11 protein-coding genes and 2 pseudogenes are annotated in these 13261 nt (G+C 61.0%); 4 read left to right on the top strand and 9 right to left on the bottom strand.

Annotation, left to right across the window (positions count from 1 at the left end; translation table 11 throughout):
- Positions 1 to 19 precede the first annotated feature (19 nt).
- Positions 20 to 2995 (bottom strand): annotated as a pseudogene (locus tag A4R29_RS30175) (Tn3 family transposase).
- A gap of 189 nt (positions 2996 to 3184) precedes the next feature.
- Here A4R29_RS30175 and A4R29_RS30180 point away from each other — a divergent pair.
- Both A4R29_RS30180 and A4R29_RS30185 read left to right on the top strand, forming a co-directional pair.
- On the top strand, positions 3185 to 3622 hold the full coding sequence (locus tag A4R29_RS30180; protein ID WP_063173861.1) for an ABC transporter permease: 438 nt from the start codon (positions 3185 to 3187) through the stop codon (positions 3620 to 3622).
- Positions 3623 to 3627: 5 nt separating this feature from the next.
- On the top strand, positions 3628 to 4659 hold the full coding sequence (locus A4R29_RS30185; protein ID WP_063170518.1) for a histone deacetylase family protein: 1032 nt from the start codon (positions 3628 to 3630) through the stop codon (positions 4657 to 4659).
- 127 nt (positions 4660 to 4786) lie between these two features.
- Here A4R29_RS30185 and A4R29_RS33580 read toward each other — a convergent pair.
- Positions 4787 to 5006 (bottom strand): annotated as a pseudogene (locus A4R29_RS33580) (IclR family transcriptional regulator domain-containing protein); the annotation flags it as partial.
- A gap of 629 nt (positions 5007 to 5635) precedes the next feature.
- Here A4R29_RS33580 and A4R29_RS35660 point away from each other — a divergent pair.
- On the top strand, positions 5636 to 5860 hold the full coding sequence (locus A4R29_RS35660) for a transporter substrate-binding domain-containing protein (RefSeq protein ID WP_063170519.1): 225 nt from the start codon (positions 5636 to 5638) through the stop codon (positions 5858 to 5860).
- A gap of 246 nt (positions 5861 to 6106) precedes the next feature.
- Here the strand turns inward: A4R29_RS35660 and speB are convergent, their stop codons facing one another.
- The 6 genes from speB to A4R29_RS30220 all read right to left on the bottom strand — a co-directional run bounded on the left by speB (position 6107) and on the right by A4R29_RS30220 (position 11285).
- Positions 6107 to 7051 carry an agmatinase gene (gene speB, locus A4R29_RS30195; protein ID WP_174564978.1) on the bottom strand — a complete coding sequence of 315 codons (945 nt, stop codon included), beginning with the start codon at positions 7049 to 7051 and terminating at the stop codon, positions 6107 to 6109.
- Between the two features lie 60 nt (positions 7052 to 7111).
- A complete protein-coding gene (locus tag A4R29_RS30200) occupies positions 7112 to 8122 on the bottom strand; it encodes an agmatinase family protein (protein WP_063170520.1) in 1011 nt (336 codons plus the stop codon).
- A 42-nt stretch (positions 8123 to 8164) separates the two neighbouring features.
- Entirely contained in the window at positions 8165 to 8983 is an 819-nt protein-coding gene (locus A4R29_RS30205; protein WP_063170521.1) for an amino acid ABC transporter ATP-binding protein, read from the bottom strand.
- Between the two features lie 29 nt (positions 8984 to 9012).
- A complete protein-coding gene (locus A4R29_RS30210; RefSeq protein ID WP_063170522.1) occupies positions 9013 to 9663 on the bottom strand; it encodes an amino acid ABC transporter permease in 651 nt (216 codons plus the stop codon).
- 3 nt (positions 9664 to 9666) lie between these two features.
- On the bottom strand, positions 9667 to 10263 hold the full coding sequence (locus A4R29_RS30215) for an amino acid ABC transporter permease (RefSeq protein WP_206516560.1): 597 nt from the start codon (positions 10261 to 10263) through the stop codon (positions 9667 to 9669).
- 167 nt (positions 10264 to 10430) lie between these two features.
- Positions 10431 to 11285, bottom strand: coding sequence for a transporter substrate-binding domain-containing protein (locus A4R29_RS30220; RefSeq protein WP_063170524.1), 855 nt, complete (start codon positions 11283 to 11285; stop codon positions 10431 to 10433).
- A gap of 300 nt (positions 11286 to 11585) precedes the next feature.
- On the opposite strand from A4R29_RS30220, the gene A4R29_RS30230 reads away from it, so the two are divergent.
- Positions 11586 to 12545, top strand: a complete 960-nt coding sequence (locus A4R29_RS30230) for a LysR family transcriptional regulator (RefSeq protein WP_063170525.1) — start codon at positions 11586 to 11588, stop codon at positions 12543 to 12545.
- Positions 12546 to 12613: 68 nt separating this feature from the next.
- Here the strand turns inward: A4R29_RS30230 and A4R29_RS30235 are convergent, their stop codons facing one another.
- Positions 12614 to 13246 (bottom strand): DUF1989 domain-containing protein, encoded by a 633-nt coding sequence (locus A4R29_RS30235; protein ID WP_063170526.1) that lies wholly within the window; start codon positions 13244 to 13246, stop codon positions 12614 to 12616.
- Positions 13247 to 13261: the final 15 nt, after the last annotated feature.

A 13261-nucleotide genomic window follows, 5' to 3' on the forward strand; every position in this document is an offset into this window, starting at 1 on the left:
GTCGAACGGAGCAGGAACGTTATGCGGCACGGCGTAGCCCTGCCGGGAGGCGAAGCGACCTGAAGCCTTCCGGGAGATGTTGCTCGCTGTCCCAAGTGTAGATACCTGTCAGGTTGATGTGCTCCCAACTCAGCGGCGAGATATGCTTCAATAGCGTATCTGAGATGTTCCTTCCCGCTCGTTTGAGCTCTGTGACCGCGCGGTCGAGATAGACCGTGTTCCAGTGGACGATCGCGCTGACGACAAGATTGAGGCCCGATGCGCGGAATGCCTGACTTTCGAACGACCGGTCGCGGAGCTCGCCACGCTCATGAAAGAAGACTGCGCGTTTGAGTTTGTGCGCTGCCTCCCCCTTGTTGAGGCCGGCTTGGCAGCGCCGGCGCAGTGTCGAGCTCGAGTACCATTCAATCATGAAAAGCGACCGCTCGATGCGGCCGAGTTCCCGAAGAGCCTTGGCCAGTTGGCTTTCCTTCGGTGATGCCGAGAGCTTCTTCAAGATCGTCGAGGGCACGACGGCACGGGTGGTTAGCGATGCCGCCAGATGAAGCAGATCGTCCCAGTGATCGAGGATCAGGGTGGTGTTGATTGGCGCTCCGATGTGGTTCGACAGCGCCGGGTATGCATCGCCTTTCTCGAACGTGTGGAACTTCCGATCTTTGAGATTGCGCAGTCGCGGTGCGAACCGCTTTCCGATCAGAGCGAATAGCCCAAAGACGTGATCGCTCGCGCCGCCTGTATCGGTAAAGTGTTCCTGGATGTCGAGGATCGTGTCCTGATCGAATAGTCCGTCGAGCACAAAGGCAGCCTCGCTTTCGGTCGGGCTGATGGGCAAGATGCTGAAGTAGCCGTACTGGTCTGACAGATGGCTGTAGAACTTCGATCCGGGCTCACTGCCGTAATGCAGATTGATATCTCCGCGCTTTGCGGCTCGGTCGCTTGCTCGGAAGAATTGGCCATCAGATGATGACGTCGTGCCATTGCCCCAAAGACGAGAATGCGGATGGCGGGTGTGTGCGTCCGTCACGCAGGCCTGGGCCGCACGGTAGGTTTCTGACCGCGCATGGAAGGTGCGCATCCAACTGATCTGGTGAGCGCTGATGCCTTTGGACGCGCTGGCCATCCGTTTCGGACCAAGGTTGGTTGCATCGGCCAGTACGCCAGCCAGCATGGCCGAGACATTCCTCGGAGTGTCACCCGTGCGAACATGGGTGAAGCAATCCGCAAAGCCGGTCCATTCATGCACCTCCCTCAAGAGATCTGGCACCTCGACCAACGGATAGAGCTCGCTGATCTCGGCATTCAGGTCCTCGGCTGCTGCGGGAACTTCGCCAGCTGCCGGCGTGACGATAAGCGTTCCACCTTCGAGACGAACACCGTCGAGCTTCCCGGATCGTGCCCTGTGCGCCAGGCGCTTCAGGTTGAAGTCGAGCATCTGCCGCGCTTCGGTAAGCCACGCCGCACCGTCCTCTTGGACACCAAGTCCGAGGCGACCTTCATCTTTCAGGATTGTGAACGTTGGCAGCGGCATCAGGTGCTCGTCGATCGGTCGGAAAGATCGGCTGCCGTCGACCCAAATGTCCGCGGATCTAAGGCGGTCTCGCAAAGCGGCGAGCGTAGCAATCTCATAGAGACGGCGATCGGGCTTCTCCTGCCCGAGGATTAGCCGTCGATCAGCTTGGCTGAGGTGGGTGACCGGGACGCGATCCGGAAGGCTCCGCCGCTTCTCGGCATAGAGCCGTTTCAGCAGCGAAATCGCCGCAAGAAGGGGGTCATGGCGGCGCGCTGAGCGGAATGTGAACGCCTGCAGGAACGCACCGGCGTACTTGTTGACGGTCGCATATTGCTCGGCCGCCAAGGTCAAAGGCGACGCCTCGTTGTCCTCGACCATCGACTCAAGCTCAGGCTTCATCCGAAGCAACCGGTGCCATCCAACTTCTTGATCGAGAACCTCCAATGCGTTGCGGCCATAATCGTTCGCGGACTGCAGGGCTGTGATCGTGTCCAGGAACATGCGTAGCGCTTTGGCCGTATCCGGCCTGCAGTCCATGTGCCGCTGCTTCTTGCGGTTATTGGCTTGCGAGAACAGCCGGCCTATCAACTTGATGAACATCGACACTGCATCGTCAGTGAGCTTCTGGCCGAGCTTGATAATCTGCGCCACGATCAGCGCGTGTCGACGGCTGGCATTGAAGTCGTTGGCCAGCCATGCCGGTGTGGCGTTGCCCTCACGGATCATCTGATCCCACCGTCCAGATGATATACGCATCTGCAATTTCGGATCGATTTCTAGCTTGCGCAGGAAGGCGATCCGTTCGGTCAGCCCGACCAAGTTTGAAGCACCTGGCGCATCCGGCGCTGATCGCAGCCAATGAAAGCGCGTTTGGCCAATGGCCGGCTCAACCTCCAACAGCCTATCCAATGATTGAAGTGTATCGACCGAAATTTCTTCGATCAGCGCTCTCTCCGCCCGCCGACGGGCAATGGCGCGGGCGGCAAGACCGATCCGTTCGATCGTGTCGATCGCTGGCAAAAGAGATCCGCGTTCACGAAACATGGCGACAGTGGCACTCGCTATCGCGCCACCGTCGTCGGACGTCGTGGCCGCTTGAATTGCAGCCAGCAGCGCAGCTCTACGGTCTTGCCCCGTCGCGCTCCGCGCGGCCAGATAAACCATCAAGCGAGCAATGTGATCGCGACGCGTTTCTTCACGGCGTGCATAGAGCGCAAACTTTCCAGCGTCGGCGCCAATCTGCTCAGCAACGTACTTTAGCATTGCGCGAGGCGGAGTTTAGTCGGTCGATAACACCCGGCCTGGATATCGCATCAGGCAGAGCTGAACGGCAAATCCGAGCTGATTGTGTTCCCGTCTGCGAAGTCCAATCTCAAGCCTGTCAGCCGACGACAACGAATAGTGTCGGATGAGGCCGTCCTCATCGGTTGGTATATCGAAAAGTCTCTGTCGATCCTGAACCTTGAGAAGCCTCCGTTTACCCATCGCCCAACTCCATCCACGACCAATGTGCCGGGAGCGTCGTCGAGTCGGTCAGGCGAAGAAATCAAAACTGGTGCCCTGCGAGGGCAATCCACAGGGATCGGATGCTGCATAGCAGCACTACAGAAGAGTTCATGATCCGTTCGCCCTTAGCGTACGATTTCGCACTGCTCTTGTTCCGACCCCTTCTTCGTGTATTCGCGGCTCGGCCTCAACAACACGCTGACCGGCCTGGTGCTGGCGCACACGACGCTCGCCATCCCGTTCGTGATCATTGCCGTCAGCAACGGCTTGGCGAGCTTCGACATCAATCTGGAGCGCGCGGCGCGCAGCCTGGGCGCGTCGCCGGTGCGCGCCTTCCTGACCGTGACCTTGCCGCAGATTCGCATTTCCGTGATTTCGGGTATGCTGTTTGCCTTCATCACTTCCTTCGACGAAGTGGTCGTTTCGCTCTTCATCTCCAGTGGCGCGACCTCGACGCTGACCAAGCGCATGTTCGCCAACATACGCGACCAGGTCGACCCCACGGTGGCGGCGATCTCCTCGATGCTGGTGATCCTGTCGATTATCGTTCTGATCGCCGCCCAGTTCGTCCGTCGTCGTGACGGCAGCATCGCCGAGGATCATTAGCTCCCATGCTTGCCATCTTCGACGAGCGGCAACACTTGCATCGGCCGCTCACCCGCATTGCCGGCGGCGTGCTGAAACCGAACCCCGAGCAACCCGAAAGGATCACGGCGCTGCTTGCCGGCCTGCAAACGGCAGGCGTCGCCGTCCAGCCTCCCCGTGAACACGCGCTGGACGGCATCGCGGCAATCCATGATCGCGACTATCTCGCCTTCCTGCAGACCGGTTTCGAGACGTGGCGGGCAGTGCCAGGGAACGGTTCAGAACTGCGATCGAGCGTCCATCCCAGCCGGCATATGGGCCGCCTGCCAGAAGATTTGCTTGGCCGGGCGGGCTTCTACCAAGCCGACGCCAGCTGCGTGTTGGTCGAAGGCACTTGGGAAGCAGCGCGCGCCAGCGCCAACACGGCACTCGATGCCATGGTGCGGGTGCTGGCGGGAGAAAAGGCAATGTATGCGCTTTGCCGGCCGCCTGGCCACCACGCCTACCGCGATCAGGCAGCCGGCTTCTGCTACCTGAACAACACCGCGATCGCGGCCAACTGGGCCGCGTCAAAAGGCGCGCGTGTGGCAATCATCGACGTGGACGTGCACCACGGCAATGGCACTCAGGCCATTTTCTACCACAGATGCGATGTACTCACGGTATCGATGCACGGCGATCCGGCCTGGCTCTACCCTTACTACGCCGGATATGCCGATGAGGTCGGCGCCGGAGTTGGTGAAGGATACAATCTAAACCTGCCAGTGCCACTGATGAGTGGCAGCGAGGTCTATTTGGCTGCCGCGGCAAAAAGTTGCGACGCGGCGCGGCAATTCTCGCCGGATATCCTGGTTGTCGCTCTTGGTTTGGACGCCTCCCAAGCGGACCCCTTTGCCTGTATGGCTGTGGACGAAAGTGGGTTTCACCGAATGGGGAAAATGCTGGGGGCGCTGTCGCGACCGACCCTGATAGTTCAGGAGGGTGGTTATCCCTCTCCGACTCTTGAGCGTTCGCTCGCGGCATTCCTTAAGGGATTTATAGAGGGTCGTAGCTCCTGAGGGTCACCATTGGATGGCCGTTTCCGGCGTACAGCATCAGCTGGACAGTTTATGTGAGCGCTTGGTGTAGAGAGGTCATTCTCATCTACGCATAACCTTTTACTCGGTTCTTGTGCTTGTTCGACCATCACACCACGAAAAAATCCTCAATGCGCTCTTTGCCTCCAGCAGTGCCGGCAGGAGTTCCCGCTCCATCTCCGCGACCGAGAAACGGGCCGACTGGGTCGAGACGTTGATGGCCACGACCGTGCGTTCTGCCGGTCGACGATCGGCACGGCGACCGAGCGCAGGCCGAGTTCTAGTTCCTCATCGACGATGGCAAAGCCATCCGCTTTCGCCTCGCCGATGTCGCCGCCCAGCCGAACTCATCGGAACGGGTCGCGCCCGGCCGCGCGACGAGCCGACAATACCACGTGGCTGAAAGGCGAAACGGTCCGTCCGCATCAAACCCGCCGCTTGCCGGCGGCGGTCGCGCCATCGCCGACACCAGCCGCAAAATCGAAATCCCCATAGCCATCGACTGTGGCCCACGGGTTCCTTCCTCGGGGACTTTCGTACGCCTGCCGGCGCCCGAAACTCTTCACGCAAGCGGACGGGCGCTTCGGGCTGCGACCCTAAAGAGCGGACATTCCGGTTTGGCGTGGGCATCGTCGTGATTTTACCAAAGCGGGAAGTGTGCCGGCAGACTCGAACGATATGGCAGCGGCAATATTACTTCTACTCCGAACGATGGCGGTGACTGAACTGCACAACGATAGTCGCAAGATATCCACCGACACCGAAGAAGGCAAGAAGGCCGTCGCCGATCTCAAGGAAGGTCTGAAGACAAGACGCTGGGTGCATCCCTCTCGACCAGCCAGTTGACCTTCATTCAGCAGAATTTCGGCGATGTCGCGAGGTCAAGACCTGCAATTCCTCCGAACAGGTTCAGCTCGATCTCGAGAGCGGGCGACTAGACGGCCAGTTCGACAACATCGTGTTCGCGCGCGACCGCGCGTCGAAGAGCAATGGCGCGCTTGTGACCAGCGGACCGCTGCTGGTTGGCGGCATCATGGCAACCAATGTCTGCCTCGGCATCCGCAAGAACGAGCCGGAACTGCAGGCCCTTCTCAACAAGGCGCTCGCCGAGATGGTAGCCGACGGCACGTTGGCGGCCACGTCTCAAGAATGGTTCGGCGTCGACCTCAGCCCGAAAGGCTGAGAAGGCCCGCGCAAGCTCGAAAGCTGATCAAAGTCCAAGCACCGCCATGCGGAGTGGCGGTGCTGTGTTATGGCGTCATCGACCTGTCGCGCGAGCGCTTCACCAAGAACCTTTGGACGGAACGTGAATCCGCTGAGCAGCGGTTCCGATCGAATGGCAATCTGGCTTGCCTATAAAGCAACATTTCCTATCTGCGATGATGCCAACTCCCTGATATGACCGAAAAGACAATGTCCGTGCATGGTCTCATTGAGCCAGCATCTGGACCGTCATTACGCAGAGAAGCTCAAACAGGAGGGTGGCACCGGTCAGCGCGGTGACGCCTGAAGGATCGAGCGGAGGCGAAACTTCGACCAGATCGGCGCCGATGATGTCGACGCCGGCCAGCGCGCGGACCATCTTCTGGGCCTCGCGCGTCGTGATGCCGCCGATCTCGGGGGTGCCGGTGCCGGGGGCAAAAGACGGATCGAGCGCGTCGATGTCGAACGAGACGTAGGCCGGCGCCTCACCGACGATCGAGCGTGCCTCGGCCATCACCGCGTCCACGCCGCGCTCCATGAATTCCTCGATGACGATGATGCGGATGCCGGCCTCGCGGGCGAAATCGTAGTTCTCTGCATCGGAGATTGCACCTCTGATGCCGATCTGGACCATGCGCTTCGGATCCAGTAGGCCCTCCTCGACGGCACGACGGAAGGGGGTGCCGTGGTTGTAGCGGTTGCCGAAGAACTCGTCATAGGTGTCGGAATGGGCATCGAAGTGGATGAGGCCGGCTGGCTCCTTGGCGATGCCGCGCAGGATGGGCAGCGTGATTAGATGATCGCCGCCGACAACCAGCGGCCGGGCACCTGCGCGGTGGACGTTTTTGAAGAAGGCGCTGATCGTGTCCAGCGAGCCGGGCAGGTCGAGCGGGTTTACGATCACGTCGCCGCAGTCGCCGGTACGCACCTGTTCGAACGGCGAGAGGCCCGTGACATGGTGGACGCGCCGCACTAGGCTGGATTGGTTGCGGATTTCGCGCGGCCCATGACGCGCGCCCGGCCGGTTGGTGGTGCCGCCGTCGAAGGGAACGCCAATCAGGGCGATGTCGACCTGCTCCGGACGCGCCATAGGCAGGCGCATGAAGGTCGAAGGGCCGGCAAAACGTGGAACGCTGCCTGAATCTAGTGGCTGGAAATCTGCAATGCTCATGGTCTTGTGTCCTGTTGGTGCATCGGGTCACTCGACCGCGAGGCTTTCCGAAGGGTGATGCTATTTCTGTTGCGCGTCGGTCTTGTGGGCGTCGCGCCAGGCGTCCTGCCGGCCGGCGCGCTTGGCCGCGAGGCAGAACAGGGCCTCCGCCAGAAGCCGGCCAGCCAGGATGCTGGTGGTGCCGCTGCTGGCATCGAAGTCCGGCGATACCTCCACCAGGTCGAATCCAGCAAAGCCGTCGCGGGCCGCGATCCTCACGCCGCGAATGATTTCGCGCGAGGTGAGGCCACCCGGTTCCGGGCTGTTGGTCGCCGGTGCGAAGGCGGGGTCGACGCCGTCGATGTCGAGGCTGATATAGAGGTGCGCGCCGTCGGCGCTGGCGATGGTGCGCGCGCGTTCAGCAACTGTTTCGATGCCGAGGCGCTCCACCTCCTCCATGGAAAACACGGTGATGCCCAACTTGCGGTAGAGCGGTGTCCATTCGGGCAGGTTGCGGGGGCCTCGCGCGCCGATGACGACGATGCGGCGGGGGTCCACCTTGTCGAGTTCGGCAATGCGCAGCAGGGGCGAGGCGCGAGTGAGGCGGTCGCCGCCGAAGGATTCGCTGAGATCTAGGTGGGTGTCGAAGACGATGAGTCCGACGGGGGTGTCGCCGGCATCGGCGACGGCGCGCACCGCCGGGTAGCTGATGCCATGGTCGCCACCGATGGTCAGCGGCACCGCCCCGTTGGCCAGCACCGCACCAAGCCGCGCTTTGAGGCGGGCGTAGCTGGCGGCATTATCGCCCGGCACGACATCGATGTCGCCGGCGTCGGCTACAGTGATATGCGCCAGCATGTCGAGGTCCCAGTCGAAGCTGTAGCTGCCGTAGAGGAGCGAGTATTTGCGGATTTCCTGCGGCGCGCGGCGTGTCGCGCCGCCGCGAAATGTGGCGATGCCGTCATAGGGCATCCCCACCACCACGGCGTCGGCCGAAAGGCCGGCCAGGTCGCGAACATGGGGAAACGCCATGAATGGCGGCACGTCACCATACATGCGGGGAACGCCCGCTGGGCTCAGGGCTTCGTTCATGGATGCGGTCCTCCGTCTTATCTTGTCGATGGTGTCGCTGGCCTAGCGGCCGGCGACGGACTCGTTCTGGAAGAGCATGTTGCGCTGTCTCCAGGTGTCGAGGAATTCCCGCAGGCGCGGGCTTTGCGGATCGTTGAAGAGTTTGGCAGGAGGGCCCTGCTCGACCACCTTGCCGCAGTCCATGAAGACGACGCGGTCGGCGACTTGGGCAGCAAAGCCCATCTCATGCGTCACCACCACCATGGTGATGCCCTCGACAGCCAGTTGCTTCATGGTGTCGAGCACCTCGCCCACGAGTTGGGGATCGAGCGCCGAAGTCGGCTCGTCGAATAGGATCACATGTGGTTCCATGGCGAGCGCGCGGGCGATGCCGACGCGCTGTTGCTGGCCGCCTGAAAGCTGCGAGGGATAGCGCTCGGCGAAATCCGCGAGGCCGACCTTGGCCAGCGCCCGGCGTCCGCTGTCCTTCGCCTTGGCGACGGGGGTGCGCTTGGAAAGGCGTAGGCCCAGCGTCACGTTGTCCAGCACGGTCATGTGCGGCCACAGGTTGAAGTGCTGGAACACCATGCCGACATTGCGGCGCACGGCATCGATGTTCTGTTCGCTCTCGCGCACCAGTCCCCCGGCGCCGCGCTTGTAGCCGAGCAGCCGGCCCTCGATCTCGATCTCGCCGCTCGTATAGTCCTCAAGGAAGCTAGCGCAGCGCAACAGGGTGCTCTTGCCTGATCCCGAGGGGCCGATGATGCAGACGACCTCGGAGAGATTGATGTCGAGCGATATCCCAGACAAGGCCGCGAACGTGCCGAAATCCTTGGTCAGGTTCCGTATCTTGATGACGGGCTCCGTGGTTTCAGTGGCCATCGTTTGTTCCCAATTGGTGGTTGAGCGGCCTAGAACCGCACCCGGCGCTCAACGTATTTGCCGAGCTGCGCGACTACCTCGACCAGCAGCCAGTAGAGCAGGGCAGCGGCGAGATAGGGTTCGATGACCGCATAGGTCTCGTTGACGAACTGCGTCGTGTTTTTGGTCAGCTCGGCGACGGTGATGATGGACAGCACCGCGGATTCCTTGATGAGGATGATGATCTGGTTGACCGTCGGCGGGGTGATCATGACCAGCATCTGCGGCAACTTGATATGGCGGATGATCTGCGTGCCGGTCAGCCCCGCCATGCGCGCGGCCTCGATCTGGCCCTTGGGGATCGACTGGAAACCGGAGCGGAAGATTTCCGCGAAATAGGCGGCCCCGTAGAAGCCGAGGCCGAAAACGCCGACTGCTTCGGCACTCAGCCTGAGGCCGATACGCGGGCCGCCATAATAGAGCACGAACAGCAGGATCAGGATCGGCAGGCCGCGCATGATCTCGATATAGGCGCGAACGGCCCAGCGCAACGGCGTGAACTGCGTGCTTTCGAGGCAGGCGAGCAACAGGCCGACAGCCAGTCCGAGGGCAGCAGCCAGCGCGCAGATCCAGGCCGTCGTCGCCAGTCCGGCCAGCATCAGCGGCCCATATTGCAGCCACAGGTCGAAGAACTGCGTCATGGCTCAGGCCCTCCGCGCTAGTCGCTGCTCGGCCATGCGACCGAGCAGCGACAGGAGGAAATTGATGACGATGTAGATGATGGCGGCGGCGATGTAGATTTCGAACGGGCGGTAGGTGGTCGCGACGATCTGCTGGCTCACCCGCATCAGTTCCGTCACCGCGATAACGGAAACCAGCGAGGAATTTTTCAGAATGCTGATGGTCTCGTTGACCAGCGAGGGAATGACGAGACGCAGTATCTGGGGGACGAGAATGTGCTGGCGCGCCGCCCATTTGCGTATGCCCACCATGCGTGCCGCTTCCAATTGCCCCCGCGGAATGGCCAAAAGCCCGCCGCGAAATATCTCGGCCTGGAACGCGATCGTGTTGAGGGTCAGCGCGATGATAGCGGCAAGGATAGGAGCCACGTTGATGCCGATGAGCGGCAGCAGATAGTATATGATCAGCAACTGCACTAGGATGGGTGTGCCGCGCCACACGCTTTGATAGATGCGCGAAAAGCGGCGCAGCCATATCTTCTTCGAGGTGACCCCGAAGCAAAGAACGAGGCCGAGCGGCATGCCGAGAATGATGGCGACGCCCGACACCAGAATCGTCATGCCCGCCCCCCAGAGCATGATGGGCAGATTGTCCCGGATGAGGGCGAGCATTGCCACGTGGTCAGACCTTATGGACTTGAGGCCAGGCGTGCAGCCTGGACGTTTTTCGCAGGCGAGGCTGGGAAGCCTCGCCGTTTATCCGGGTGCTGTGAGCCCATGCCGGCTTGTCAGCTCTTAGGTTCGGGCAGGGCATCCGTCGGCAGTTTCATGGTGAAGCCGAACCACTTCTCCTGAAGCTTGGCCATGGTTCCATCGGCGGCGAGCTTGCGGAACTGGTTGTCGATGAAGTCGGCAAGCGCCTTGCTGTCGTCATCCTTGCGGAAGGCCCAGCTGAAATAGGTCGGCTCCCCGAACGTCGTGCGGATGGTTTCGAAGGCGTCGCCGCGCTGCGTCTGCAGGTAAAGCAGATTGGGCAGGGAATTCACCACGGCATCGGTACGGCCGGCAGCCAGGTCGGCATAGGCCTCATTGAAGTCGACATAGGTCTGGATGTTGGCGATCGGCGCCATGCCTTTTGCCTTGAGTGCCTCGGAAAAGGCCTCGGTGCCCTTGAGCTGTGCCGAGCCGGCCTGCGTGCCAACATTCTTGCCGCTCAGGTCTTCGGGCGTGTTTAGCGACGTATCGCCCTCGCGCTTGACGTAGGAGAACGACGCGTCGGCGATCGGCAGAGACAGCCTGTAGGTATCGTAACGCTGTTTGTTGACGGTGACGGACGTTATGATGGCGTCGAATTTTTCGGTCTGGAGGCCCGGCAGCAAGCCCTGAAACGGCAGGTCGAGCCGGTTCACCTTCACGTCCGGTAGCGCCTTCATGACTTCTTCGAAGAGGTCGACGCCATAGCCGACGACCTTGCCGTTATCGACATATTCGAATGGTGGGTAGCGCGCCTCGGACGCGATGGTGATCTCGCCCTTCTCCTTGATCCGATCCAGAAGATCGGCGGCTGTGGCGATGCTCGCCACAGCGAGCGAGAGTGACGCGGCCAGCAGTATCGAAGTGCACAGTTTCAGAGCGGATCGCATGACTTCCTCCAGCTTCGTATGTTCTCGTTTATTATGGATTATTTGGAGTCCGAGGCTTCTGTAAGCGCTCAGGAATCTCACATGCGTGACGAGCCTCAAACCTCCAAGTCGCCGGCCGACTGCGTTGCCGGCCCGGTTGTTGAACTTCCCAGCGGCAGGACGGCACGCCGCCATCTGGTAGGGCAGCATGGCAGGATTGAATCTTTGATAAACATGGAATGAATAGACTATACATCGAAATTGGCGATGTAAGGCTGATGCCGGACACCGCCTGCACAGGTTCGGGGAGGAGTGTCAGAATTGCGTCTGTCGGTAGCCGATATCCGTGCGCTCAGGGTTTTCCGTTCCGTGGTCGAACATGGCGGATTCACTGGAGCGCAGCTTGCCTTGGCGATGAGCCAGTCGACGATCAGTTTCCAGATCAATGCGCTGGAGGAGCGGTTGGGGTTTTCGCTGTGCCAGCGCGGCAGACGGGGCTTCGAACTGACCGACAGGGGCAGCGCTGTTTATGAATATTCCCATTCGCTGACATCCGCGCTGTCGGCGTTCGAGATGCAATTGGGGGAATTGCGCTCCAAGGCGACGGGCGTGCTGCGCGTCGGGATCGTCGATGCGACCGTTACCGATTCAAACCTTGGCCTCGATGACGTCATTCACCAGTTCATCAAGAAGGCCAGCGAAGTCGATCTGCGCATCACCATAGGCTCGCCCGAGCAGCTGATCGCGGACACCGCCAAGGGCGGGATCGATTTCGCGATCTCCCCGCGCATCAAATTGCTGCCCGGCTATTCGCAAACTGAGTTCCATCATGAAAGGAACTCGCTCTATTGCAGCGAGCGTCACCCGCTGTTTTCCCGCAAGCTGGTGACAAAGGCCGATGTGGAGGCATCGCAGATGGTGGTGCGGCCCTATGCCAACAAGTCGGAACTGCAGCATTTTCCCAACGCGCATGTCGGCGCCTATGCCTCGAATATCGAGGCGCAGGCGATGTATATCCTGAGCGGCCACTTCGTCGGCTATCTGCCGGATCACATGACCGTCACGTTTAGACAGAACGACCGGCTGAAGGCGCTGCTGGTACCCGAGGCACAGATACGCTCGCCCTTCGTCATCATCGCGCCAAAGCACAAGAAGGCGTCGCTGTCGGAGCGGATTTTTGTCCAGGAACTGCGCAAAAGGGTGGGGAATGCCGAAAAAACTGCCGGTAAAGGGCAACCGACCGAAGCGAAAAAGCCGCTTCCCAAGATACGCGGCGTGTAAAAACTTCTTTACGCATCAATCCCGAAAGGGGGGGGCGCTTTTCGGGATCAATGGTCTGAGCGCGGTGCTTAAAGGCGCGGCGCCTTGGCGTCGATTCGGTAGTGCGCTTCGGTTGGAACGCAGTCTTCCCCGTTCACCGGAATGAGGTCCTGCGGGCAGGCCGAGAACGCGATGATCAAATCCATTTCCGCGCGCATCGACACATAGGAGCCCGGTCCCGACACCGGTGCCTCGAACGAGACCGAACCGTCTTTGCGGACGGGAATGTTCATGAACAGGTTGAGGGGCGAAGGGGTTTCGGATGACGTCAGCCCGAGCGCGCCGAGAGCGGCCGCCAGGTTGTCAGTGCAGTTGTCATGGTGGCCGACATGGCCCAACTGCTGGTAGCGATAGCGGTCGCAGGCGGCGATCAGCGTATCGTGCACGCCGCCCGACGTATCCTGGATCAGGGTCAGCATCGGACGCCGCTTGTTACTGCGCAGCGTGTCGCCGTTCTGGGGATTCACCTTGAGCATGCCGCCACGACTGTGCTCCATCGACATGAATTCCGCGATGTCGTCGGCGCAGAAGGCCCAGGTGTCCACCACCTGGGTGCCATGGGTGTTGATGACGGTGATCACCTGGCCTTGGGCAACGGGCGCCGCCACGCCCTTGCGGGCGGGAATGAGTTGAACCTGACCGTCACTGGCGTTCGTTGGCATCGTTGTGTTCCTTCC

Source organism: Mesorhizobium ciceri biovar biserrulae (assembly GCF_001618845.1).
GTDB classification, from domain to species: domain Bacteria; phylum Pseudomonadota; class Alphaproteobacteria; order Rhizobiales; family Rhizobiaceae; genus Mesorhizobium; species Mesorhizobium ciceri.

Coding starts and splice junctions, on each gene's coding strand:
- A4R29_RS30185 (WP_063170518.1), top strand. CDS start 3,628: ATGCTTGCCATCTTCGACGAGCGGCAACACTTGCATCGGCCGCTCACC.
- speB (WP_174564978.1), bottom strand. CDS start 7,051: ATGAGCATTGCAGATTTCCAGCCACTAGATTCAGGCAGCGTTCCACGT.
- A4R29_RS30200 (WP_063170520.1), bottom strand. CDS start 8,122: ATGAACGAAGCCCTGAGCCCAGCGGGCGTTCCCCGCATGTATGGTGAC.
- A4R29_RS30205 (WP_063170521.1), bottom strand. CDS start 8,983: ATGGCCACTGAAACCACGGAGCCCGTCATCAAGATACGGAACCTGACC.
- A4R29_RS30210 (WP_063170522.1), bottom strand. CDS start 9,663: ATGACGCAGTTCTTCGACCTGTGGCTGCAATATGGGCCGCTGATGCTG.
- A4R29_RS30215 (WP_206516560.1), bottom strand. CDS start 10,263: ATGACGATTCTGGTGTCGGGCGTCGCCATCATTCTCGGCATGCCGCTC.
- A4R29_RS30220 (WP_063170524.1), bottom strand. CDS start 11,285: ATGCGATCCGCTCTGAAACTGTGCACTTCGATACTGCTGGCCGCGTCA.
- A4R29_RS30235 (WP_063170526.1), bottom strand. CDS start 13,246: ATGCCAACGAACGCCAGTGACGGTCAGGTTCAACTCATTCCCGCCCGC.